Below are 21,833 nucleotides of genomic sequence, written 5' to 3' on the forward strand. Positions count from 1 at the left end.
ACAATTTCCGGGGAGCGGCCGGTTAGGGGCATTCAGGAGAGACCAGACAGGAGCCGCGCATGCATGCCATCGTCGTCCCCGCGTACGGTGATTCCTCGGTGCTGGAGTACGCCGAGCGTCCCGACCCCGAGCCCGGCCCCGGTGAGGTGCTGGTCGAGGTCGCGGCGACGGGCGTCAACTTCATCGACGTCTACCACCGCGAGGGCCGCTACCCGATGCCGCTGCCGCTGGTGCCCGGCAACGAGGGCGCCGGCACGGTCACGGCCGTCGGGCCCGACGTGACCGACATCGTGCCCGGCGACCGGGTCGCCTGGGCCAGCGTCATGGGCTCATACGCCACCAGGGCCGTGGTCCCGGCGGACAAGGCGATCCGGCTCCCCGACGGGCTGTCGCCGGACCTGGCGGCGGCGGTGCTGCTCCAGGGGCTGACCGCGCACTACCTGACCCACTCCACGTATGCGATCCGGTCGGGTGACGACGTGCTCGTGCACGCGGCGGCCGGCGGCATGGGCCTGCTGCTCGTGCAGATGGCCAAGCTCCGCGGCGCCCGCGTGATCGGCACGGTCTCCAGCGCCGAGAAGGAGAAGCTCGCCCGGCAGGCGGGCGCCGACGAGGTCGTCGGCTACGAGGGCTTCCCCGAGGCCGTGAAGGAGCTCACCGACGGCGCCGGGGTGCACGTGGTCTACGACGGGGTCGGCGCCGCCACGTTCGACGGATCGCTCGCGTCGCTGCGGCCGCGCGGCATGATGGCGTTGTACGGCGCGGCCAGCGGGCCCGTCCCGCCGTTCGACCCGCAGCGGCTCAACGCGGCCGGGTCGCTGTTCCTGACCCGGCCCACCCTCGGGCACTACACGGCCACCCGCGAGGAGCTGCTGTCGCGGGCGAACGACCTGCTCGGCTGGGTCGCCTCCGGCGCGGTGAAGGTGCACGTCTCCCAGCGCTACCCGCTGGCCGAGGCCCGGCGCGCCCACGACGACCTGGAAGCCAGGCGGACGACCGGCAAGCTGCTGCTCATCCCCTGACCGTCCCCTCGGCCGCCATGGCGGCCAGACGTCGCGCCGCGACTTCGGCGCCGTCGGTGCGCACCTCGCCCGCGACGGCCCCGGCACGGGCCGCCACATCGGGGTGGAGGACCCGCCGGAGGGCCGCGGTCAGCGACTCGGCGGTCGGCGCGACGGGCGGGTGCGCGGTCCCGATCCCGAGTTCGCCGACCCGCCGCGCCCAGTAGTGCTGGTCGTAGTGCTGCGGCAGGACGACCTGGGGCGTCCCGGCCAGCGCGGCGGCGGTCGTGGTGCCCGCGCCACCGTGGTGGACGACGGCGGCGACCCGGGGGAACAGCGCCCGCTGGTCGGCCTCGTCGATCGCCAGGCAGCCGGGTCCGTCGTCCGCCGGGGACAGGCCGGCCCAGCCGCGGAGCACGACCACGCGGCGGCCGAGCGCGCGGGCCGCGTCCGTCATCGCCGCGGCGATGCCCTCGGGCGCCCGGATGCTCCCGAAGCCGACGTAGATCGGCGGTTCGCCGTCGTCGAGGAACTTCTCCAGTTCCGGTGGCAGCGGGCGCCGCTCCGGCAGGATCCAGGCGCCCGTCTGCACGACGTCGATGTCCGCGGGCTCGGGCCAGGGCCCCAGCGCCGGGTCGGCGGCCAGCCAGGGCCGGTCGGTGAACATGTGTCTTCTGGTGTCCGTGACCGGAGCCAGGCCGGCCGACGCCCGGTGGGCGTTGAGCGCGGCGCCGACGGTGCCGTTCCAGCGCCGCGCATCCTCGGCCCAGAGCGCGCGGTTGCCGGCCGTCGCGTCCGCTGGCCCCTGCCCCCAGACGGGCACGGGCGCATGGTGCGGCGACGGCAGCGTGACCGGGCAGTAGCTCACGTAGACGTAGCCGATCCCCAGCTGCTCCGCCACCGAGCGGGCGGCCATCGACATGGCCCCGCCGCCCACGATGACGTCGCAGCCCTCGGCCGCCGCGGGGATCGTGGCGAACTGGACGGCGATCGTGCCCTCGATCATCCGCCGGCGTTGCTCGGGCGTGGGCGGAGCCTGGACCCGTGGGGCGGCCGACGCCACCGGGCGCAGCTCGGGCCCGATGGGCACGACGGGGAATCCCAGGCGCTCGATCCAGCCGCGGAAGTCGGGCGGCACGCACAGCCGGGCCTCATGCCCGAGGGCCCGCAACTCCACGGCCAGCGCCACCATCGGCTGGACTTCCCCCCGCGTTCCGATCGTGGACAACAGCACGCGCATGTGCACTCCCCTGTGACGGCATGGCGAACGTGAGCCTGCCCGCGGCCGTGTGCCGCACCGGGCGATCCGGCTGACGGCCTCCGATTCTGCGGCGTCACCGGGGTCTTGCCGCAAGCCCCCTCGTCGCCTATACGTTGAAAGTGGCGGGGGATGCTCCGATCAGGCCAGAGGGTGAGCCGGCCACTCCAGGAGGCGGGCCCCGAGCACGGCCGTCTCCAGCGTGAACCGCTGGGTGGGGTCGCTCGGCGAGAAACCGGTCAGCCTCCGGATCCGCTCCAGCCGGTAGGTGATCGCCCGGGTGCTGACGCCGAGCCTGCGCGCCGCCGCCGTGTGGTTGCCCTGGGAGGCGAAGACGGCCTCCAGCGTCTCCAGCAGCGCCTCGGGCCCGCCGCGCGCGGAGGTCAGCGGCCCGAGCACGGTGGAGACGAGGTCCACGATCGCCTCCCTGTCGCGCAGCAGCACCGGGAAGACCAGCAGGTCGGCCGCCCTCAGCACCTGGGCGCGCAGGCCGAGGCGCTCGCCGAGGTCGATGGCGCCCGCCGCCTCGCGGTAGGAGGTGACGATGCCGCCGGGGCCCTGGTGGGGGCGGCCCACCCCGGCCCGCCAGTCCGTCAGCGCGGCGCGTACGTGGTGGGTGAACTCGCCGCTCGCGGCGGCCAGCGCGGCCGGGGACACGCACACCAGCAGACCGTCGCGGACGGCGACCAGGATGTTGTGCGAGCCGAACCGGGCCACCAGCGCCTGCTCGATCCGCGCGGCCATCGGGTCGCCCGGCGCCACCGGGACGCCCGGCCTCGCCACGGTCACGACGTACGCCCCGGCGAGCCGCAGGCCGAAGTGCTCGGCCCGCTCGGCGTCCGCCCTGCCCTGCAGCAGGTCGTCGACGAACAGGCGGCGGGCCTCCTCCTCCTGCCGGAGGGCGGCGCGCTGGGCCTCCTCGTAACCCTCGATGTAGGCGGCCACGCCCCGGCGTACGGCGCCGAACGCCCCGCCGGCGGTGAGCTCGGCGGCGTGCAGGCAGGCGTCGGCGAGCACCCGCAGCGGGATGCCGCGCTCGGCGGCGAGGGCGCCGCACTCGCGCAGGCCGTCCACGTCGGCGCGGCCGGGCAGCCTGCCGGTGGCGGCCGACGCGGCCAGGACCGACAGGAACCCGCCGAGTAAGTCGGCGGGCACCCCGGTCGCCTCGCTCACGCGAGCGAGAACGCTGTCCATCAGACTCCTACGTCACGCCGTTCGAAGGCGAGCAGCGCCGTCATGAGCAGGACGGCCGTCGCACCCAGCAGCACAAGGTAGTCACCGTACGGCCAGCCCTGATAGAGCGGCCTGCCGTCGAGGTAGTAGTGGACGGGCGAGATCCAGCGCAGCCAGGAGATCGCGTCGACGTTCCTGCCCATGGTCTCCACGACGTAGCCGGCGACGCCCCACACGCCGACCACGGCGAGCGCGACCTGCCGGCGCCCGAAGGCCGCGCCCACGGCCAGCGTCAGCGTCCCGAAGAACAGCACCAGCAAGAACAGTCCCGTGTGCGCGGCGAGGATGCTCCCGAACGGCACGTCCATGCCGGCGGCGGACGACGCCCCGGTGGCGACGGCCAGCGTCACCAGCGCCACGGCGAGCAGGCCGAGGGCCAGCGCGGCCCAGCGCTCCAGCAGCAGCCGCCTGCGGTCGACCGGCAGCGTCAGCGTGAGCTCCAGCGTCTTGGCCTCCTCCGGGCCCGCGATCGCCCGGTTGCCGAGGATCGCGGCGCACATGGTGAACAGCAGCGGGCCGAGGAGCTGGTAGGCGACCGCCTGCAGATAGCCGCGCCCGGTCGCGATGTCGGACATGCCGCCCATCAGGTCCCTGAACGCGCCGGGATACTTGGCGATCGCCTGCGCGCTGAACGTCTCGGGATCCTTCATCATGCTCGCGTAGATCGAGATGTACATCCCGAGGAACGCGCACAGCCCGACCGTCCACCCGACGAGGGCGCGGCGATACTCCCTGAGGCTCTTACGCACCAGCGTGGGCATGACGGCCCTCCTCCTCGCTGTAGTAGGTCAGGAAGATCTCCTCGAGGTCCGGCTCCGCGCTGACCATGTGGACCACGGTGTGGCGGGCCGCCGCCTTGATCAGCGCGTCCGGCCTGCCGTCGATCGTGCAGCGCAGGCTCGCACCCCGCACGACCACGTCGCGTACGCCCGGGAGCCCCTCGAACGACTCGGCGGGTACGGGCGCGTCGAAGTGGAGCTCCACGTGCCGTACGGCCCGCTCGCGCAGCGCCGCGATGTCCTCGACCGCGACGAGACGGCCCGCGCGCACGATGCCCACCCGGTCGGCCACGTGCTCCACCTCGGCGAGCACGTGCGACGACATCAGGACCGTGTGGCCCGCCGTGCGCGCCTCCCTGACCATGGCCAGGAACTCCTGCTGCACCAGCGGGTCGAGCCCGCTCGTCGGCTCGTCCAGGATGAGCAGCTCGGGCTCGTGCATGAACGCCTGGATGAGGCCGACCTTCTGCTTGTTGCCCTTCGACAGCTCGCCCATCCTGGCCGACAGGTCCGCGTCCAGCCGCTCGGCCAGCTCGTCGATCCTGCCGCGGTTCACGCCGCCGCGTACGTCGGCGAGGAACTGGAGGTACTCGCGCGCTCGCTCCCTGCCCTCAAGGGCCAGCTCACCCGGGAGGTAGCCGATCCGGGCGCGGACGCGCGGATCGCGGGTATCGGCGCCGAGGACGCTCGCCCGGCCGGACGTCGGCCGGATCACGTCCAGGAGCAGCCGGATCGTCGTCGTCTTGCCGGCGCCGTTGGGCCCCAGATAGCCGAACACCTCGCCCGGCCGGATCTCGAGGGTGAGGTCCTCGAGGCCCCGTCTCGTACCGTAGAACTTGGTCAGTCCTTCGGTCTCCACCACTGCTGTCATGCCGCAATGGTGGCGCTCCCGTCAGGCGCGGGGTATGCCCGCTTCCGGACACTTGCCGGTCTTCTTCGTTCGCACCTTCGGCAAAGCGGAGGTCAGGACGTGCCGCAGGTGGTGGAGCCGGGCAGCAGGTGGCGGTAGCGGGAGACCACCCGGTAGCCCGCCTCGGCGAGCCAGCTCACCGGCGGCGTCAGCATCACCCGGCCGGCCGCGCGCCAGGCCACGACCGGCTGCAGGGCGAGGAGCAGCGCGACGGCGCGCGCACCGTGGGCACGCAGCCCGTCCGGGCCGAGGAGCTGCACGGACGTCGTGACCTCCTCGCGCGTCAGGCCCGCCGCGCCGAGGTCGAGGCCCTGCCAGGCCCGCACGGCGGGCATGTACGGCAGGAACCGGTGCCCCGCGTTCACGCAGCTCTGGCAGAAGGCGCAGTCGCCGTCGAAGACCAGCAGGACCCGGCTTTCTCCGCTTTTTCCGCCCATGCCATCGAACCTACCAATCCTCGGGCGGATCATTCCGGTCTCGAGGTGGCGGCGCGGGCCGTCGCGACGCCCGCAGAGCCAGCACCGCGACGATGATGACCGCGACCCCGACGCTGAAGACGACGGCGAAGACCAGCAGCAGGACGAGTGCACTCATCGTCGGCCCCTTCGGCGGTTCCGGGCGAGGGCGAGCCGGGCGGCGACGGCCAGGCCGACCGACGCGTACGACACGGCGCGCGCCAGCCGTACGGACCTGCGGATGTCGGAGACGGCCGGGCGGGGGCCGTCGCCCAGCTCCGGGCGGTGCTCCACCCTGCCGCCGTAGTCGTTGGCCCCGCCGAGACGTACGCCGAGGGCGCCGGCGAAGGCCGCCTCGCAGCGTCCGGAGTTGGGGCTCGGATGGCGGTGCCCGTCCCGCGCGAGAACGGCCGCGGCGCGGCGCGGGGAACCGCCGGCCAGACCGGAGAGGCCCGCCGTGAGCAGGGCGGTCAGCCGGGCCGGCAGGTAGTTGGCCACGTCGTCCAGCCGGGCGGAGGCCCAGCCGAACCTCCCGTAGCGCGGCGACCGGTGGCCCACCATCGCGTCGAGCGTGTTGACCGCGCGGTAGCCGAGCAGACCGGGCACCCCGAAGACCGCGCCCCACACGAGCGGGGCGACGACGGCGTCCGAGGTGTTCTCCGCGATGGACTCCACCGTGCCCCGCGCGAGCTCCGCGGCGTCCAGCCCGGACGGGTCGCGCCCGCACAGGTGCGGGAGACGCGCGCGGGCGGCGGTCAGGTCGCCCTCCTCCAGCGAGCGGGCCATCAGCGCGCCCTCCCTGCCCAGGGTCGTGCCGCCGAGCACCGCCCAGGTCGCGGCGGCGGTGACCACGGCCCGCGCGGCCGGGCTCGACCGGGTCAGCCGCTCCGCGATGACCCCGGTGGCCGTGGCGGCGCCCACACAGACGGCGGTGTATGCCACGCCGGCTAACCGCGAGTCCCGATATATGCGCTTTTCGAGAGCGGCGGCCCGGCTTCCGAACACCGCCACGGGATGACCCCGCCGGGGATCGCCCACCGCGGCGTCGATCGCGGCCCCGGCGAGCAGCCCCGCCGCCGTGGCACCGTCCATGATCCGGATCACGCAGGCATTCTGCCGTACGCCGCGTCAGGAGCCGGGCAGCAGGCTCCCCTGGATGGCGTCCTCGTTGGCGTCGAGCCAGGCGGCGGCGCGCCTGATCCGCCCGCCCGCGCCGCCGGCCCACATGCGCGCCCAGCCTCCGCCGAGCGTCCGGGCCCGGTCCCGCATGAGCGCGTAGGAGCGGCCGAACCGGATCCTCGCCGTCTCCACCAGCATCAGCCGGTCCCGTGCGGACAGGCCGTACGCGTCGCAGAACAGCCGGACGCGGGACGCCGCGTCCAGGGAGCGCTGCAGCGGGTCGCGGTCCACCGGGTCGGCGAGCGGGGCCCAGTGCCGCACCGTGGTGACCACGTCGAACAGCCGCGTCGTCGGCCTGGCCAGGTCGAAGTCGATCAGCGCGTACGGCAGCAGTCCCCGCGCCGTCTCCCGGAAGACGACGTTGGCGGGGGTGACGTCGCAGTGCCCGACGAGCTCGGCGGGGCCCTCCGGCGCCGAGCCGTCCTCCCAGCTCGCGCCGGGAGGCGGAGTGAACGACGCCGCCGCGTCGTGGAAGCGCCGCAGCAGCCTGGCCACCGCCGTCAGCGCCTCCTCGCTCACCGCGTACGCCGGCAGGGGATGCGCGGGCACCACGCCCTCGACGTACGTGAGGATCGCCCTGCCCCGCTCGTCGGTTCCGAGGAACCGGGGCGCACCGTCGAACCCCATGGCCTCCAGATGCCGCAGCAACGCGTGGACGGCAGGCGACGAGGGCCGCATCGGCCGCCGTACGGTCGCCCCCACCCGCACGACTCCCTCGGAGACGTCTCCGATGAGCGGGATCTCGCGTACGGACATGGCGCTGGATTTTAGCCCCGCAGGCGATCAAATTTCCGCCCGAAGGCACGAAGTACGGGAAAACGTCTCGCCACCCGGACGATCGTCCACGTTTCGAGAAACTCCCTATCGTTATGCAACATGCCCTATTACTGTCTCATGGAGAAACTTAGGGAAGGAAGGCGGGCATGACTGCCACCGGCATCTACGTCACCGGCGAAGGCGAGCGCGAACTGCGGGAGCGGTACCAGGAACTCCTCACCCGCTGGCCGGTCCCGAGCGAGCATCTGCGCATCCCGACCCGGGAGGGCGAGACCTCCGTCATCGCCTCCGGCCCTCGGGACGCCCCGCCGCTGCTCCTGCTGCACGGCTCCAGCACGACCTGCGTGATGTGGCTGGGCGACGTCGCCACCTGGGCGCCGCATTTCCGGGTCTACGCCGTCGACCTCATCGGCGAGCCGGGCCCGAGCGCTCCCTCACGTCCCCCGCTGGACTCCGAGGCGTACGCGCTGTGGCTGGACGACGTGCTGGACGGGCTGGGACTGTCGCGGGTGTCGCTGGTGGGGGCTTCGCTGGGCGGCTGGCTCGCCGTGGACTACGCGATCCGGCGCCCCGGCCGGGTCGAACGGCTCGCGCTGCTGTGCCCGGGCGGCATCGGCCGGCAGAAGGCGGGCTTCGCGTTCAGGGCGCTGTTCCTGTTCCTGTTCGGCGAGCGGGGACGGCGGCGGCTGCTCGGCATGGTCATGGGAGATGCCCCATCCGACCCGCGCTTCGCGGCGTATCTCGACTACGCGGCCCAGATCGCCCGGCACTTCAGGCCGCGCAGGGAGAGGCTGCCGGTGTTCGGCGACGAGGCCCTCGGCGGCCTGGCGATGCCGATGTTCGTGATCGTCGGCGGGCGGGACGTCCTGCTCGACTCCCGCGACACCGAGCGCCGCCTGCGGCGCCTGGTGCCGCACGCCACGGTCCGCTACCTCCCCGACGCCCCGCACGGCCTGCGCGGGCACGCGGAACCCATCCTGGCCTTCCTCCGCGACAGCACGGCGAGTGCCGGCGACGGGCGCTGAACCGGCTCCACACGGCGAGCGCCTGAGCACATCGGCGCAGGCCGGGCGGCTCTTTGACGGGCACGGCCACCAGGCTCGGAGGCCCGCACGAGGCGTGCTCCGGCCCATGTCCGGGAAACCGGGTGTGTACCCGGTCCCCGGATCATGCAGAATTAGGCACGAGCGCCCTTAGCTCAGCTGGATAGAGCATCGGACTTCTAATCCGACGGTCGGGGGTTCGAATCCCTCAGGGCGCGCTCTCCTCATCAGCCCATCCGGTCTCTGACCTGGGATTTCACACGATCGGGATCTGATCGTGCGTACAGCCGTACGCTGCCGATTGCCGCCGATCACGGCACCGCGAGCGGCGAGGCCACCTGCTCGCAGGTGCAGGCGTCGCTCCGGGTTCTCATGATCCGGGGCCGTCCTGGCCGCGTGATCGCGCGATTAAGACGTCGGCCCTCTCCTTCGATCCTCACTGCCACGTGGTGCAAGTACAAGACTGTTTCTGACCGCTCAGGCTTGTGAGACTGCCGGGCATGAGTCTCCTCGGCCAGCGCACGCCTGCTGATCTCGCTCGTCGGCTCGCGCACGTCCGCTGGATCGCCGGCGGTACCGGCGCCGGCAAGAGCACCCTCACTCAGTCCTTGGCGGAACGGCACGACCTGCTCGTGTATGACGGCGACCGCGCCGAACAGGGCTACGTCAACCGGTGCACCCCGCAGCGACAGCCCCACCTGTTCGCATTGCTGCGAACGCCCCTGGAGCAAAGATGGACGGGACGCACCGCGGCTGAGATCTTCCAGGCCATGCCCAGCCTGCACGGCGAGACATTCGGATTCGTCATCGAAGACCTGCTTACCCTGCCCACGGACCGTCCCGTACTCGTCGACGACTTCCGTACCCTGCCCCGAGACGTCGCGCCTCTGCTGACGCGCCGTGAGCACGCCGCCTTTCTGCTGCCGACACCCGAATTCCGCCGCGACGCATTGGGCACCCGATTCGCCGACCCAGCCAGAGCACGAGCCAACTGGGGAAGCGGCGACCATGCCGAAGCGTTCGCCAAGCGACTGGCCCGCGACGAACTCTGGGATGAAGAAGTACGGCGCCAAGCCCTCGAACTCGACGTGCCGGTCCTGCGGGTCGACGGCTCTCGAAACGTCGCCGAACTCGCCGACGAACTGGCCGCGATGTTTCGCCTGCGGGATATGCGCGGGATGGCTTCCACCTAGATTCACATCTACCGCTCGAACGTCTGGGTCACCCCGAGCGGGATGTTCCATCGGCCCCAGTTCGACTTCGGCCGCGCGATGGTGGGACTCGACCGAGCAGACGAGTGACTAGGGGCTTCCGGGTCGTGGCCTGCGGTGCGGCGGCGTGTTCCGCACCGCGGGCCACAGGTGCGGGCTATCCGTTCCAGGCCCACTTCTGGTTGGTGCCGCCGTGGCAGGAATACAGCTGGATCTTGGTGCCATTGCCGGTGCCGGCGCCGACGGCGTCGAGGCACAGCCCGGACTGGACGCCCTGGATGCTGCCGTCGGAGTTGACGCGCCACTTCTGGTTGTCGCCGCCCCAGCAGGAGTAGATCTGCACCTTGGCGCCGTTGCCGGTGCCGGCCGCGTCCAGGCACTTGTTGCCGTACACGCGGATCTCACCGGCGGAGGTGGAGCTCCAGGTCTGGTTGGTCTGGCCGTTGCAGTCCCACAGCTGCACCTGGGTGCCGTCGGCGGTGCTCGCGCCGGTCACGTCCAGGCAGCGGCCGGAGCTCGTCCCCTTGATCGGCCCACTGCCACCACCGGAGGTGGGGGTCACGGTCGGACTGGGTGACGGGCTACCCGGGGACGGGCTGGGGGACGGGGACGAGGTGCCGCCGTCGAGCGTGAGGTTCTTCTGCTGGACCTGCCACTGGGTCCTGCACAGGCCGCAGTTGGCGCCGACGAAGTTGGCGCCGGCCGTCGTGTCGCCCTTGAGCCGCCACTTGAGGTAGAGCACGGCCACGCGGCCGAACTCGCCGCCGTTGGTCTGGTCGTAGGTGCCGCCGTGTCCGACGTTCAGATTGCCCATGAACGCGGGCAGCCCGGCCGGCAACTTACCCCAGTCGTCCATGGCGTTCGGGTAGGCGATGTCACTGGGCCCGCCGATGAAGTAGGCGATCGGCTTCGTCAGCCGGCGGAGCTGGTAGTCGTCGGAGTCGTTCAGCAACCCGCTGCTGAAGATGGTGGTCGTGGTGACACGTGAGTCGTTGGAGACGGCGTAGGCCTCCAGCCCTCCACAGGACCAGCCCCCTACAGCGATCTTGCTGGTGTCGAGCCTGCCGTTGTATTTGCTGCCCTGCCGGCTGTTCTCCGCGACCGCCCAGTCGATGGACTGCGTGAGCATTTGGGACGTCGTCGAACCGGAGCCGTTCGGGCTGCCGCTGGCGATGACCAGGAACCCGTGCGAGGCGATCTCGCGGAGGAAGTTCAGCTGCCCCGTTCCGTTGGCGGAACAGCCTCCGTTGCCCCAGACGAAAATGGGGAGCTTCTCGGACGGAAGGGTTCCGGGCCGGTAGATGGTGTGGTTGGGCAGGCTGGTCGAGGTCTCGTAATCAGCCGGGTAGGGGCCCGAGCCACCGACCGCCGCGGCGGCCGGTGTCGTCGTGAGCGCCACTATTCCGGCGCAGACCGGGGCCATCGCGGCCGCCAGTACTGCGCTGATAATCGAGCGTTTTCTCATTTCGCCCTCCATAGGTGTCACGACGGCGCTTTGTGCCGGATGTGGAATACGCGGCGCACGCCGACGGAGCCCGGCAACGGCTGATAACTGCCACCGCGACAGGCTGGTCGGCGCCGACCGAATCTGGGGATCGATATGGCGGACTATCGACTGCGAATCGCGCCCGCGCCAGGCGAAACGAGCCGATGAGAGAAGCGTGCAGTTAATATCACTGCGGTCACCAAAAGTGTCAAGCGACCGCGGTCGGCACGTGCAGCGGTGCCCCCGCGGACAGGACACGTCCCTGACGCACCCGGGTCCGGGCGTGCAGGTCGACCTCGGGATGGTCGCCACCGCTCCCCCGCCCGGCGCCGGGAGGACGGACCGGGGCGGAGGCGGCTCCGGCGCAGGTCACAGTGCCTTTCCTGCCGGAGATTACGGCGGGCCCGGGTGGGCGGCGGTCGGCCGGAAGCGGACGCGTCACAGCGGCCGTGAAACGCGTTCCGGCGGCCGCGCGATCGTGCGGAGAGCGTGAAAGTTTCTTCAGCCGTCCCCGCCCGCCGGGGCCGAGAGGGAGTTCTCCGATGCGTGGAAGTGGGTGATCCAGGACGCCGCGTCCGGCCAGTACGGCGTCGCGACCTCGATGAGCCGCGCCTCGGCGAGCGAGCCGAGAGCGGAATGGATCTCCAGCATGAGGTCCCGGGCCGCCTGGCGGGGCCATGGTGCCGGCAGGAGGTGCTCGGGGAGATTCGGGTCGATGTCCGGGAACTTCCGCCAGGAATCCATGACGGAGGTCCGCGCCACCAGCGCCCGGCTCGCGTCGATCTCCCCGTTGCGTACGGCCACCCGCAGGTCCGCGTACTGTGCGATGAATTCCTCGTAGGCCGAGGCGAGGCCGGCCAGATCGTAGGCGGCGGCCGGACCGTGCGGGCCGGTCTCCTCGTCGAACCGGGTGTGCATCACCGACCATCGACCACCCTCGACGTCGTCCAGGATGTCGTGCAGCGCCCGGGTCACCGGACCGGCGTCGGATCCGGGCCGGATCCACACGCTGTCGTACAGCCGCGCGAAACCCAGCGACCCCAGAGCCTTACGGACCGCGTGCCGCGGGGCCTGACCGGACTGCCCTTGACCGGACTGTGCCTGACCGGATTGGGGGATCGAGAAGGAGACGGTCACCCAGTCGCCGGTCCACTGCGGCGGGCGTGCGCCGAAGCTCAGGAAGTGATCCATCCGGGAACGGTGCTTGGCTATCGCCGCAGGCGTGAGGTGGTATACGGGCGGCCGTCCGGATCCCCGTACGGCGATCAGGCCACGCTTGGTCAGCCGGGACAACGCGGCCCGCGCGCTGGACTCGCTGATGCCGAACTCCCCGAGCATCGCGACCACCGCCATCGACGGAAGGCCGGCATCCGAGGAGTCGAGGTACTCGCCGAGCAAGGTCGTCAGCAGGTGCTGCGGGTTGGGGCCGGCCTGCGCACGTGGAGCTCCGACATCGTCCGGAGGCACATGGACACTCACGTCATCAGCTTGCCTCACGCCAACGCCCCTGCCGAACGACCCGGCCCCGCACCGTCGCCCCGGAGCGCCTCCCGGCGAACTCACAGCCCGCCCGCCGCCCGTCAACCTGCGTCACACCGCTGCGCTGTCACACCTCTGCGCTGTCTACGGCTGCGCTGTCCACGGCGGCGCTCTGTCACACGGCTACGCCAGGGCCGGGCAGCAAGTCGACGTCGCCGGCGTGCATCGGCTCGCCGCAGTGGGCGCAGCGCAGGTCGACACCGCTGATCTCACCGCACGCGTGGTGGCGGTAGAGCACCGGCGGGCCGGCCTCACCCGCGAGCCACCTGTCGCCCCAGCCGGCCATGACCATGAGCAGGTCGACGAGTTCGGTGCCCTTCTGCGTCAGGTGGTACTCGTGCCGCGGTCGCTGGTCGTAGGGACGGCGTTCCAGCACACCCTGGTCGACGAGGTGGTTCAGCCGCTCGGTCAGCACCTTACGTGAGATCCCGAGGTCGGCCTGGATCTGTTCGAACCGGGTGAGCCCGACCCACACGTCGCGCAGGATCAGCGGCGACCAGGGCTCCCCGATGACGTCGAGCGTGCGCGCGATCGAGCACGCCATCTCGCCGAAGTTCGTGCGCTGCATGAAGCCAGTCTAACAATCGGGGTTCCTTTAGGGAACTTCGAAGTGCTACGGTCTTGGAGTTCCTTAAGGGAACTACAACTAGGGAGGGTTCACCGAGATGAGCAAGGTCATCGGCGCCCATGCCGTGTCGGTCGACGGATACATCACCGGTCGCGATCCCCGTGCCGGGCGCGGGCTCGGCGACGGGACGATGCTCTTCGACTGGTACTTCGACGGCGACACGCCCAGCCGGGTGTTCGACGGGTTCCGGCTGAGCGAGCCCAGCGCCCGGGTCTTCGACGCTCTCGCCGCGCGGGTGGGCGCCGTCGTGGCGGGACGCAACACCTATGAGGACTCCGACGGCTTCGGCGGCGGCAGCCCCCACCCGACGGCCCGGTTGTTCGTTCTCAGTCACCGGCCGGCGCCGAAGACGAGCGAGCGGCAGACCCTCGTCACCACCGGCATCCAGGACGCGATCGCGGCGGCCCGCGAGGCGGCCGGCGGCAAGGACGTCGGCCTCATGGGCGGCGGCGTCGTGACCGAGGCGCTGAAGGCGGGCCTCGTCGACGAGGTGATCCTCCATCAGGTGCCGATCCTGCTCGGCCGCGGCCGGCCCTTCTTCCAGCCGCTTCCCGGGCATGTGCGCCTCCGCCTCGTCGAGGCCGTCCCGGCGCCCGGTGTCACCCACCTTCGTTACGAGGTCGAACGATGACCTCGTCGTCCGCCGACGATCACCGGCAAAAGTCCGCCCACAACCCACTCCAGGAGATGACCATGACGCTCGACCCCACTGTGCGCCGCGTGCTCGACGGCACACCTCTCGCCCACCTCGCCAGCGTCCTGCCCGATGGCGCCCCCCACACCGTCCCGGTCTGGATCGGGACGCACGGCGACCACATCGTGTTCCTCACGGGTCCGGGCTCGCGCAAAGCTCGCAACCTGCGCCGCGATCCGCGGGTCGCGCTCTCCCTGACTCCGCCCGGCGACCCGTTCCAGCCGGTCGTCGTCCGCGGCCGCGTCGTCGAGTGGCTCGAAGGCGACGCCGCCTGGACGATCGTCGACCAGCTGGCCGTCAAATACATCGGCCGGCCGTACTCGCGAGACGAGGAGCGCGTCGTCGCGGTCATCGAACCCGAGCGGCAGACGGTGGGCCTCGCCTGAGCGGCGGCCACTTGGCCGGCGCGCCCCCAAGTCCCGCTTGTCGAGCCGGGCCTGTGCCACCGTCGCCCGGGTACGACCTCAATCGCCGGCCCGGTCTGCGGCTCGTTGTCACAAGTCGGGACGTCGCCCTGTCTTCGAGGCGGACCGTACGTCGCGAGATGACAGGAACAGACCATGCCACCAACAGGCCCCGTGATCCGGATCCGGGTCCGGATGAGTGCTCGGGCCGTCGACGAGCCGCACCGTACGTCGAGTCAGCTCGAGCTGCTGTTCGATCTCACCTTCGTGGTCGCTGTCGCGGCCGTCACCGCGCAGCTCGCGCGCGACATCGCCGACGGTCACGGTCTGGCCGGGCTGGTGCCGTTCCTGCAGGTGTTCTTCGCGATCTGGTGGGCGTGGATGAACTTCACCTGGTTCGCCTCGTCCTTCGACACCGACGACATCGCCTACCGGCTGCTGACCATGGTGCAGATGGCCGGCGTGCTGGTCCTCGCCGCCGGTGTGCCCGCCGCCGCGAGCCACTCCGACTATGCCGTGATCACACTGGGCTACATCGTCATGAGGATCGGGCTCGTGGCCCAATGGCTGCGGGCCGGTCGCGAAGACCCGGCGAGGCGCCGCACCGCGCTTCGCTACGCCGGTGGTATCGCCGTCCTGCAGATGGGCTGGCTGTCACGGCTCGCCCTCGTGGAGACGGGAGTCCTGCCCTCGTCCCTCGGCCTGCCGTACTTCGCCTGCCTGGCCGTCCTGGAACTCGCGGTGCCATGGTGGGCGGAGCGGGCCGGGGCCACCAATTGGCATCCGCACCACATCGCCGAGCGCTACGGCCTGTCCACGATCATCCTGCTCGGTGAGAGCGTGCTGGCGGTGAGCAGAGGGGTCGGAAGAGCGCTGGAGGCGGACGCGGCCGGCGGCCCCTTCGTCGTGATCGCCGGTGCCGGTCTCGTCCTGCTGTTCGCGCTGTGGTGGTTGTACTTCCTCGGACCTGCGGGGAACGGTCTCAGTGGCCGCCGCCATCGGTCCTACCTGTGGGGATACGGCCACTACGGCATCTTCGCGGCTCTGGCGGCACTCGGTGCGGGGCTCGAGGTCGCGGTGGAGCGGAGCGGGCACGAGACCGGGTCCTCGCCGCTGGCGCTCGGCTACGCGATCGCCGTTCCGGTGGGCGTGTATCTCGCGCTGCTGTGCGCCGTGCACGTGCTCGTCGTCCCACAGCCCGTCCTCGTGCCCGCCGTGGTGCTGGGATGCGTGGTCGTCGTCCTGACACTGCCGCTCGCGACGCCCTGGACAGGCGAGGCCGGCGTGGCCGGCGTGGCCGGGGCGATCGCGGCCGTCTGCGTGCTGCTGACCGCCGTCACGATGCGGACGGCAGCCGCCCGCACCCGTCAGCGGCCGGAGAAGGATCCGACGGCAGCCGTCACAAGCCCGAGGGCTGTCCGGTCTTAGCTGGCGACCGGGCGGCGACGAGGCGGCCCGGCGGACCGAGGGGAACGCGATGAAGATCACGGTAGTCGGCGGAACCGGCCTGATCGGGTCGAAGCTCGTGACGAAGCTGCGCGGGCAGGGGCACGAGGCGGTGGCGGCGTCGCCGAACACCGGCGTCGACACACTGACCGGCGAGGGACTGGCCGAGGTGCTGGCGGGTGCGCAGGTGGTGGTCGACGTCTCGAACTCGCCGTCGTTCGAGCGGGCCGCGGTGCTGGAGTTCTTCGAGACCTCCACGCGCAACCTGCTCGCGGCCGAGGCGGCGGCGGGCGTGGGTCACCACGTCGCGGTGTCGATCGTGGGAACCGAGCGGATGCCGGACAACGGCTACTTCGCGGCGAAGATCGCACAGGAGCAGCTGATCGAGAAATCGGGAATCCCGTTCTCGCTCGTGCACTCGACCCAGTTCTTCGAGTTCGCCCGCGGCATCGCCGACGAGGCCACTGTGGACGGCACGGTGCACATCGCGCCCGTGCTCTTCCAGCCCATCGCGGGCGACGACGTCGCCGAGGCGGTCGGCCGGACCGCGGTGGGGTCGCCTCTGAACGGCAGGGTCGAGATCGCCGGCCCCGAGCGGTTCCGGATGGACGAGTTCTTCCGTCAGGCGCTGGCCGCCTGGGGCGACCCCCGTGAGGTGGTCACCGACCCGCACGCGCGCTACTTCGGCAGCGAGCTGAGCGAGCGGTCGCTGGTGCCCGTCGACGACGGCGCCGCGCTTGGCGCGATCCGCTACCACGACTGGCTCGACCGCGCCGTCACCGGCGCATAGTCCAGTCCATCCACACGGGTGCGCACGCGATGACCGTGGTCCCTCCGCCCCGCGGGCCGCCGCGGTCGTCGCGTCCCCCGGGCCGAGCCATCCGCACAGAACAGAACAGCACAGAACAGAGAGGATCGATGACCGCTCCGAGCGACGAGTACGGATTCCTGCACGAACTCGAGATCGAAGTCGAGGAGGAGATGATCGAGGCCGAGCGCGGCCTCCCAGAAGAGGCGGCCGCCCTGCCCATCGCCGAGTGGCTGTTCGACCCGACGGACGTCGAACGCGAGCGGATCGGCCTGCGAGGTCTGCTCGGCGCGGTCGAGGTGCTGGAAGACGGCCTCCTGCCCGCCGATCCCGTCGAGTAGAAGGTTCTCCCACACCGATATGCGTTCGCCCGGCCTTGGTCGAATATCAGTACCCAGCGCTGCCTGTAACCATCGGAGCCGCAGGTGTATTACCGCACGGCGACGTAGTCACCGAACTCGGATACGCCGGGGCATTTGCCCGGTGTAATAGTTCCTCATCTGGAATGCGTACGAGCCGTTGTTTGAGAGGTTCCAATAGGAACCGTACCTGAAGGAGCAGACGCCGGCGGCGGCCTGCGCCGGTTGGGCGGCGGTTGTCTCCTTCCTTGACGATTTGACCGATCGCAGTCAGATTCGGAATGTCATCCGATGAAGGGCGGGGGCTGTTGATCGAATTCGGCGTGCTCGGACCGCTGGAGGTGCGGCGCGACGGGGTGGCCGTGGCGGTGAAGCCGGCGAAGTGGCGTCGCCTGCTGGCATTGCTGCTGTGCAGGGCCGGGGAGCCGGTGGAGGTGCCGGCATTGATCGAGGCGCTGTGGAACGGCCGCCCGCCCGCCAGCGCGCGCAAGAACCTCCAGTGCTATGTGCATCGGCTGCGGCATTCGATCGCCGGACAGGAGCACATCGTGCACAGCGCGGCCGGGTACGCGATCATCGTCGGAGTGGACCAGGTGGACGCGCTGCGTTTCGCGGATCTGGTGGACCGCGGACAACGCGCCTATGACCGCGGGGATCTCGAATCGGCCGACGCCACTTTGCGGCAGGCGTTGGAACTCTGGCGGGGCACGCCGTACGCGGATGTCAGTGATGTCCCATTCGTGACGCAGGAGGTCCTGCGGCTGGAAGAGGCACGACTGCGCGCCCAGGAACTGAACGTTTCCGTGGATTTGGAGCTGGGCCGGCACAGTGCGCTGATCGGAGAACTGGGCCGGCTCGCCACGGCTCACCCGTATCGGGAGCGGCTGCGTTACTACTGGATGCTGGCGTTGTACCGCTCCGGTCGTCAGGCCGAGGCCCTGGAGGTCTTCCGCGACACGCGTGCCCTCCTGATCGAGGAACTCGGCATCGAGCCGGGGCCGGAGCTGCGTGCTCTCAACGAGCAGATCCTGCGCTCCGACCCTGCCCTCGGCCCCACGCGGGCCGCAGGACCGGTGGAGGTGCGCCCGGGCTTACCGGTACCGCGGCAGTTGCCGAGTGACGTGCCCGCTTTCACCGGCCGGGCGAGCGTCCTCCACGCGCTGGACCGGCTGCTGCCCGACGACGAGACGGCTCCGGCGGGCGCGGTCGCGATCCCCCTCCTGTCGGGCACCGCGGGTGTGGGCAAGACGACGCTGGCGGTGCACTGGGCACATCGCGTCGCCGCCCGGTTCCCCGACGGGCAGTTGTACGTCAACCTGCGCGGTTTCGACCAGAACGGGCCGGTGATGACGCCGGGCGAGGCGGTCCGGGGTTTCCTGCACGCCCTTGGCGTCCCGGCGGACGACATCCCGCCCGCCCTCGACGCGCAGGTGGCGTTGTACCGCAGCCTGCTGGCCGGTCGACGGGTGCTGGTGGTGCTGGACAACGCACGCGACGCCGAGCAGGTGCGGCCGCTGTTACCCGGCTCGTCCGGTTGCGCGGCGGTGGTGACCAGCCGCGAGCAGCTGACCGGTCTGGTCGCGATGGAAGGCGCCTGCCCGCTCACCGTGGACCTGCTCCCGGCCGCCGAATCCCGTCAGCTGCTCGCCGGTCGCCTCGGGGCCGGCCGGGTGGCGGCCGAGCCCCAGGCGGTGGAGGAGATCGTCACCGCGTGCGCGGGACTGCCCCTGGCACTGGCGATCGTGGCGGCGCGCGCCGCCACCCGGCCCGCGTTCCCGCTCGCGGCCGTGGCCGACGCGTTGAGCGACAGCGGCGATCTGTGGGCGGTGTTCTCCTGGAGCTACCGGACCCTCGGCGCCCCGGTGGCGCAACTGTTCCGGCTGCTGAGCCTGCATCCCGGCCCCGATGTCACGGTGCCCGCCGCGGCCAGTCTGGCCGGCGTGCCGGTGGCTCGGGCCCGGCGGCTGCTGGCCGAGCTGACCCGCGCCCATCTGCTCACCGAACAGGCCCCGGGCCGCTACGGCATGCATGATCTGCTGCGCGCGTACGCCGCCGAGCTGACCCGGCGGTGGGACGGCGGCACCGATCGGCACGCGGCGCTGCACCGGATGTTCGACCACTACCTGCACACCGCTCACAGCGCGGCGTTGCTGCTGGACCCGTCTCGCGATCCGCTTTCCCTCGTCCCGGCACAGCCGGGCGTGACCGTCCACCCCCTCATCGATCACGATGAGGCGCTGGCATGGTTCGCCGCCGAGCACACGGTTGTCATCGGCGCCGTCCAGCACGCGGCCGAGGCCGGGTTCGACACCCACGCCTGGCAACTGGTGTGGACCCTGGCCGATTTCCTGACCCAGCGTGGGCGCCACGACCCGAACGCCTCAGGGCTCGGCGACGACACCCTGACCCACTACCGGCACGCCCTGTCGCAGTGGGAGAAGCTGACCGAGTCATCCGGCAGGGGCCGGACCCATCTAAGCCTCGCCCTGGCGTTCGCCCGGCAAGCCGGCTACTCCGACACGCTCCGCCACTCCGAGCAGGCGCTTCACCTGTTCCGCGCAGCAGGCCATCAGATCGGACAGGCCTTCGCCCTGGTGGGGATGTGGTGGGCGCACGGTCAGCTCGGCGATCATCGTCGAGCCCTGCCCGCCTGTCAGGAGGTCCTGTCCCTGTACCTGCAGATCGGCGACCGCTACGGCCAGGCGGCCGCCTGGGACAGCCTGGGTCAGACCCTGCACCACCTCGGCCGGCACGCCCAGGCCGTCGCGAGCTATCAGGAGGCTCTCACACTCTTCCAGCAGCTCGGCGAACGGTATGGAGAGGCCTACACCCTCACCCGCCTCGGTGAGACGCAGCGCGCCGCGGGCGAGCACGAGGCCGCCTACCGAGCCTGGCTGCGCGCCCTTTCCATCCTCACAGAGCTCGGGCATCCCGACGCCCACACCCTGCGGACCAGACTGCACGCCCTCTTTTTCGCCCCGACTCACGACGTCGCAGCGGCCAGGTAGCACTCCGGCCGATGCCGAGGAAAGCCGATGCCACCGGCATCCGGAGGTCGTGACGCCCATCACAGGACTGACCGCTCACTTGCTCCCACCACGGACGTCTCCTGCTATTCCTACATAGTTACTAGGAATACCCCGAATACCCCGTCTCGGCAGGGACAGCGCGGAAAGGGGCGCAGCATGCCCGCGACGGGGGCGGCGGTCGCAGGGATCGACTCGTTCATCGTCTCGGGCAATCCGTTCTTGGAGGAGACGTACCGGTTCGGCGAGCAGGTGATGCCGCTGCTGCCGGTGACGCACGACGACCCCGGCCCGCTGCGGCCCGCCGGCTACACCCGGCCGCGGACCGCCGCGCCGTCGCCGACCGGCGGCTCCTCGCTCGTCGCCGCCGGCTGACCCGGCGAAACGCGGCGACCTCGCCGGGCACGGCCCTGCTCCGGCGAGGTCGCCGGCCGCGGCTCCCGCTGCTCGGCCCCTCCGCTCCCGCGCGGGAGGGCGGCTACGGCGTGCGGGGAAGCCGGACCGTGACGAGGAGACCCCCGTCGGGGCGGGCAACGAGGTCGAGCGTCCCGTCGTGGGCGCGGACGATGCTGTGCACGATGGCCAGGCCGAGGCCGACGCCGGCGTGTTCGCCGGTGCGTACGCGTTCTGTTCCGCGCCGGAAGGGCTCGGTGAGGGTCGGCACCAGTTCCGGTGGGAGCCGAGGGCCCGTGTTCTCGACCCGCAGCACGCTGGTGTCCACGTACGCCTCGGTGTGGACCGTCACGGTGCCGCCGGTGGGGATGTTGTGCACGATGGCGTTCTGGACGAGGTTCGTCACCATCCGCAGCAGGAGCTCGGCGGAGCCGCTGGTCCGGGCCGCCCCGCCGGTGACGTCCAGTGTGATCCGGCGCTGTTCGGCGAGGGGCAGCAGTGTCTCGGTGGCCTCTTCGGCGACGAGGGAGAGGTCGACGCTCTCGCGGGTGAAGTTTCCGCGGTCGCCGCGGCTGAGCAGCAGGAGGGCCTCGGTGAGCTCGATCGCCCGCTGGTTGACGGTGTGCAGGCGTTCGATGAGTTCGTCCCGGTCCCGTGTGGGGTCCTTGCGGGCGACGTCGAGGAGCGTCCGCGAGATCGCCAGCGGGGTGCGCAGTTCGTGGGAGGCGTTCGCGGCGAACCTCCGCTGTTCGGCGACGTGGGATTCGATCTGTTCGAGCATGGTGTCGAAGGCGTCGGCGAGTTCCCGGAATTCGTCCTGGCGGCCCTTCATACGGATCCGGTGGGACAGGAATCCACTCGCGGTTTTCCGGGTGGCATCGGTGATCTGTGTGAGGGGTGCGAGCATCCGGCCGGCGAGGAGCCATCCACCCATCAGGCCGAACGCCAGCAGAAAGGCCAGCGCTTGGGCCGCGCGGGGGACGAAGGCGCGCTGGAGGTCGGTGCGGTTGGGGATGAACGGCGGGGCCGGCGCCCAGGGCCCGCCGCCCCTCAGTCCGGTGATCCACACACCGTCGGGTACGTAGCGCAGCAGGAACACCCACACCACGGCCAGCAGGAGAGCGCCGGCGAGCATGAGGAACGCGGCGTAGCTGATGGTGAGTTTCAACCGGGCGCTGAGCCCTGGGGGCCTGCTCATGCGTGC

At 71.2% G+C, this 21,833-nt stretch carries 22 protein-coding genes and 1 tRNA gene; 11 read left to right on the top strand and 12 right to left on the bottom strand.

Features of this window, described 5'->3' with window-relative positions; genetic code table 11:
* The first annotated feature begins 59 nt into the window (after window positions 1–59).
* Complete coding sequence (locus tag ACWEQG_RS34465; protein WP_452291250.1) at window positions 60–1,022, top strand: quinone oxidoreductase family protein; 963 nt, start codon at window positions 60–62, stop codon at window positions 1,020–1,022.
* Here ACWEQG_RS34465 and ACWEQG_RS34470 read toward each other — a convergent pair.
* The 8 genes from ACWEQG_RS34470 to ACWEQG_RS34505 form a co-directional block, all read right to left on the bottom strand.
* Complete coding sequence (locus tag ACWEQG_RS34470; RefSeq protein WP_452291252.1) at window positions 1,012–2,241, bottom strand: glycosyltransferase; 1,230 nt, start codon at window positions 2,239–2,241, stop codon at window positions 1,012–1,014. The genes ACWEQG_RS34465 and ACWEQG_RS34470 overlap by 11 nt on opposite strands.
* 159 nt (window positions 2,242–2,400) lie before the next feature.
* Window positions 2,401–3,453: a PucR family transcriptional regulator gene (locus ACWEQG_RS34475; RefSeq protein ID WP_452291254.1), complete on the bottom strand. Its 1,053-nt coding sequence runs from the start codon at window positions 3,451–3,453 to the stop codon at window positions 2,401–2,403.
* Complete coding sequence (locus ACWEQG_RS34480) at window positions 3,453–4,253, bottom strand: ABC transporter permease subunit (protein WP_452291256.1); 801 nt, start codon at window positions 4,251–4,253, stop codon at window positions 3,453–3,455. The genes ACWEQG_RS34475 and ACWEQG_RS34480 overlap by 1 nt, the downstream gene beginning before the upstream one ends.
* Window positions 4,234–5,142, bottom strand: a complete 909-nt coding sequence (locus ACWEQG_RS34485; RefSeq protein ID WP_452291258.1) for an ABC transporter ATP-binding protein — start codon at window positions 5,140–5,142, stop codon at window positions 4,234–4,236. Before ACWEQG_RS34485 ends, ACWEQG_RS34480 begins: the two co-directional genes overlap by 20 nt.
* 92 nt (window positions 5,143–5,234) lie before the next feature.
* On the bottom strand, window positions 5,235–5,618 hold the full coding sequence (locus ACWEQG_RS34490) for a thiol-disulfide oxidoreductase DCC family protein (RefSeq protein ID WP_452291260.1): 384 nt from the start codon (window positions 5,616–5,618) through the stop codon (window positions 5,235–5,237).
* Between the two features lie 10 nt (window positions 5,619–5,628).
* Window positions 5,629–5,775, bottom strand: coding sequence for a hypothetical protein (locus tag ACWEQG_RS34495; protein ID WP_452291262.1), 147 nt, complete (start codon window positions 5,773–5,775; stop codon window positions 5,629–5,631).
* On the bottom strand, window positions 5,772–6,728 hold the full coding sequence (locus ACWEQG_RS34500) for a cobalamin biosynthesis protein (protein WP_452291384.1): 957 nt from the start codon (window positions 6,726–6,728) through the stop codon (window positions 5,772–5,774). Before ACWEQG_RS34500 ends, ACWEQG_RS34495 begins: the two co-directional genes overlap by 4 nt.
* A 36-nt stretch (window positions 6,729–6,764) precedes the next feature.
* Window positions 6,765–7,571 (bottom strand): phosphotransferase, encoded by an 807-nt coding sequence (locus ACWEQG_RS34505; protein ID WP_452291264.1) that lies wholly within the window; start codon window positions 7,569–7,571, stop codon window positions 6,765–6,767.
* Between the two features lie 167 nt (window positions 7,572–7,738).
* Between ACWEQG_RS34505 and ACWEQG_RS34510 the strand changes: the two genes are divergently transcribed.
* From ACWEQG_RS34510 to ACWEQG_RS34520, 3 genes are all read left to right on the top strand, one after another.
* Complete coding sequence (locus ACWEQG_RS34510; protein ID WP_452291266.1) at window positions 7,739–8,617, top strand: alpha/beta fold hydrolase; 879 nt, start codon at window positions 7,739–7,741, stop codon at window positions 8,615–8,617.
* A 162-nt stretch (window positions 8,618–8,779) separates the two neighbouring features.
* Window positions 8,780–8,853 (top strand) — tRNA-Arg (locus tag ACWEQG_RS34515).
* A gap of 282 nt (window positions 8,854–9,135) precedes the next feature.
* On the top strand, window positions 9,136–9,828 hold the full coding sequence (locus ACWEQG_RS34520; RefSeq protein WP_452291268.1) for a hypothetical protein: 693 nt from the start codon (window positions 9,136–9,138) through the stop codon (window positions 9,826–9,828).
* 175 nt (window positions 9,829–10,003) lie between these two features.
* Here ACWEQG_RS34520 and ACWEQG_RS34525 read toward each other — a convergent pair whose 3' ends face one another.
* From ACWEQG_RS34525 to ACWEQG_RS34535, 3 genes are all read right to left on the bottom strand, one after another.
* Complete coding sequence (locus tag ACWEQG_RS34525; protein WP_452291270.1) at window positions 10,004–11,311, bottom strand: ricin-type beta-trefoil lectin domain protein; 1,308 nt, start codon at window positions 11,309–11,311, stop codon at window positions 10,004–10,006.
* A 522-nt stretch (window positions 11,312–11,833) separates the two neighbouring features.
* Window positions 11,834–12,811, bottom strand: a complete 978-nt coding sequence (locus ACWEQG_RS34530; protein ID WP_452291272.1) for a PaaX family transcriptional regulator — start codon at window positions 12,809–12,811, stop codon at window positions 11,834–11,836.
* 175 nt (window positions 12,812–12,986) lie between these two features.
* Window positions 12,987–13,439 (bottom strand): winged helix-turn-helix transcriptional regulator, encoded by a 453-nt coding sequence (locus tag ACWEQG_RS34535; RefSeq protein WP_452291274.1) that lies wholly within the window; start codon window positions 13,437–13,439, stop codon window positions 12,987–12,989.
* A 97-nt stretch (window positions 13,440–13,536) separates the two neighbouring features.
* Here ACWEQG_RS34535 and ACWEQG_RS34540 point away from each other — a divergent pair, with 97 nt between their 5' ends.
* From ACWEQG_RS34540 to ACWEQG_RS34570, 7 genes are all read left to right on the top strand, one after another.
* Complete coding sequence (locus ACWEQG_RS34540; protein ID WP_452291276.1) at window positions 13,537–14,130, top strand: dihydrofolate reductase family protein; 594 nt, start codon at window positions 13,537–13,539, stop codon at window positions 14,128–14,130.
* A 62-nt stretch (window positions 14,131–14,192) separates the two neighbouring features.
* Complete coding sequence (locus ACWEQG_RS34545; protein ID WP_452291278.1) at window positions 14,193–14,579, top strand: PPOX class F420-dependent oxidoreductase; 387 nt, start codon at window positions 14,193–14,195, stop codon at window positions 14,577–14,579.
* 213 nt (window positions 14,580–14,792) lie between these two features.
* On the top strand, window positions 14,793–16,025 hold the full coding sequence (locus ACWEQG_RS34550) for a low temperature requirement protein A (protein WP_452291280.1): 1,233 nt from the start codon (window positions 14,793–14,795) through the stop codon (window positions 16,023–16,025).
* A 49-nt stretch (window positions 16,026–16,074) separates the two neighbouring features.
* Entirely contained in the window at window positions 16,075–16,833 is a 759-nt protein-coding gene (locus ACWEQG_RS34555) for an SDR family oxidoreductase (RefSeq protein ID WP_452291281.1), read from the top strand.
* A gap of 128 nt (window positions 16,834–16,961) precedes the next feature.
* Entirely contained in the window at window positions 16,962–17,192 is a 231-nt protein-coding gene (locus tag ACWEQG_RS34560; protein WP_452291283.1) for a hypothetical protein, read from the top strand.
* A gap of 326 nt (window positions 17,193–17,518) precedes the next feature.
* Window positions 17,519–20,218, top strand: a complete 2,700-nt coding sequence (locus tag ACWEQG_RS34565; protein ID WP_452291285.1) for an AfsR/SARP family transcriptional regulator — start codon at window positions 17,519–17,521, stop codon at window positions 20,216–20,218.
* Between the two features lie 177 nt (window positions 20,219–20,395).
* A complete protein-coding gene (locus tag ACWEQG_RS34570; RefSeq protein ID WP_452291287.1) occupies window positions 20,396–20,611 on the top strand; it encodes a hypothetical protein in 216 nt (71 codons plus the stop codon).
* Window positions 20,612–20,714: 103 nt separating this feature from the next.
* On the opposite strand, the gene ACWEQG_RS34575 is transcribed toward ACWEQG_RS34570, so the two are convergent.
* The gene (locus ACWEQG_RS34575; protein ID WP_452291289.1) at window positions 20,715–21,827 is read right to left on the bottom strand and encodes a sensor histidine kinase; all 1,113 of its coding nucleotides are present in this window, start codon (window positions 21,825–21,827) and stop codon (window positions 20,715–20,717) included.
* Window positions 21,828–21,833: the final 6 nt, after the last annotated feature.

This window comes from Microbispora sp. NPDC004025 (assembly GCF_053604425.1).

Excerpts from the sequence above, each read along its gene's own strand:
- ACWEQG_RS34555 (WP_452291281.1), top strand. The coding sequence starts at position 16,075 with ATGAAGATCACGGTAGTCGGCGGAACCGGCCTGATCGGGTCGAAGCTC.
- ACWEQG_RS34470 (WP_452291252.1), bottom strand. The coding sequence starts at position 2,241 with ATGCGCGTGCTGTTGTCCACGATCGGAACGCGGGGGGAAGTCCAGCCG.
- ACWEQG_RS34525 (WP_452291270.1), bottom strand. The coding sequence starts at position 11,311 with ATGAGAAAACGCTCGATTATCAGCGCAGTACTGGCGGCCGCGATGGCC.
- ACWEQG_RS34495 (WP_452291262.1), bottom strand. The coding sequence starts at position 5,775 with ATGAGTGCACTCGTCCTGCTGCTGGTCTTCGCCGTCGTCTTCAGCGTC.
- ACWEQG_RS34490 (WP_452291260.1), bottom strand. The coding sequence starts at position 5,618 with ATGGGCGGAAAAAGCGGAGAAAGCCGGGTCCTGCTGGTCTTCGACGGC.
- ACWEQG_RS34485 (WP_452291258.1), bottom strand. The coding sequence starts at position 5,142 with ATGACAGCAGTGGTGGAGACCGAAGGACTGACCAAGTTCTACGGTACG.
- ACWEQG_RS34500 (WP_452291384.1), bottom strand. The coding sequence starts at position 6,728 with ATGGACGGTGCCACGGCGGCGGGGCTGCTCGCCGGGGCCGCGATCGAC.
- ACWEQG_RS34465 (WP_452291250.1), top strand. The coding sequence starts at position 60 with ATGCATGCCATCGTCGTCCCCGCGTACGGTGATTCCTCGGTGCTGGAG.
- ACWEQG_RS34510 (WP_452291266.1), top strand. The coding sequence starts at position 7,739 with ATGACTGCCACCGGCATCTACGTCACCGGCGAAGGCGAGCGCGAACTG.
- ACWEQG_RS34550 (WP_452291280.1), top strand. The coding sequence starts at position 14,793 with ATGAGTGCTCGGGCCGTCGACGAGCCGCACCGTACGTCGAGTCAGCTC.
- ACWEQG_RS34575 (WP_452291289.1), bottom strand. The coding sequence starts at position 21,827 with ATGAGCAGGCCCCCAGGGCTCAGCGCCCGGTTGAAACTCACCATCAGC.
- ACWEQG_RS34535 (WP_452291274.1), bottom strand. The coding sequence starts at position 13,439 with ATGCAGCGCACGAACTTCGGCGAGATGGCGTGCTCGATCGCGCGCACG.
- ACWEQG_RS34475 (WP_452291254.1), bottom strand. The coding sequence starts at position 3,453 with ATGGACAGCGTTCTCGCTCGCGTGAGCGAGGCGACCGGGGTGCCCGCC.
- ACWEQG_RS34540 (WP_452291276.1), top strand. The coding sequence starts at position 13,537 with ATGAGCAAGGTCATCGGCGCCCATGCCGTGTCGGTCGACGGATACATC.
- ACWEQG_RS34545 (WP_452291278.1), top strand. The coding sequence starts at position 14,193 with ATGACGCTCGACCCCACTGTGCGCCGCGTGCTCGACGGCACACCTCTC.
- ACWEQG_RS34520 (WP_452291268.1), top strand. The coding sequence starts at position 9,136 with ATGAGTCTCCTCGGCCAGCGCACGCCTGCTGATCTCGCTCGTCGGCTC.
- ACWEQG_RS34480 (WP_452291256.1), bottom strand. The coding sequence starts at position 4,253 with ATGCCCACGCTGGTGCGTAAGAGCCTCAGGGAGTATCGCCGCGCCCTC.
- ACWEQG_RS34560 (WP_452291283.1), top strand. The coding sequence starts at position 16,962 with ATGACCGCTCCGAGCGACGAGTACGGATTCCTGCACGAACTCGAGATC.
- ACWEQG_RS34570 (WP_452291287.1), top strand. The coding sequence starts at position 20,396 with ATGCCCGCGACGGGGGCGGCGGTCGCAGGGATCGACTCGTTCATCGTC.
- ACWEQG_RS34505 (WP_452291264.1), bottom strand. The coding sequence starts at position 7,571 with ATGTCCGTACGCGAGATCCCGCTCATCGGAGACGTCTCCGAGGGAGTC.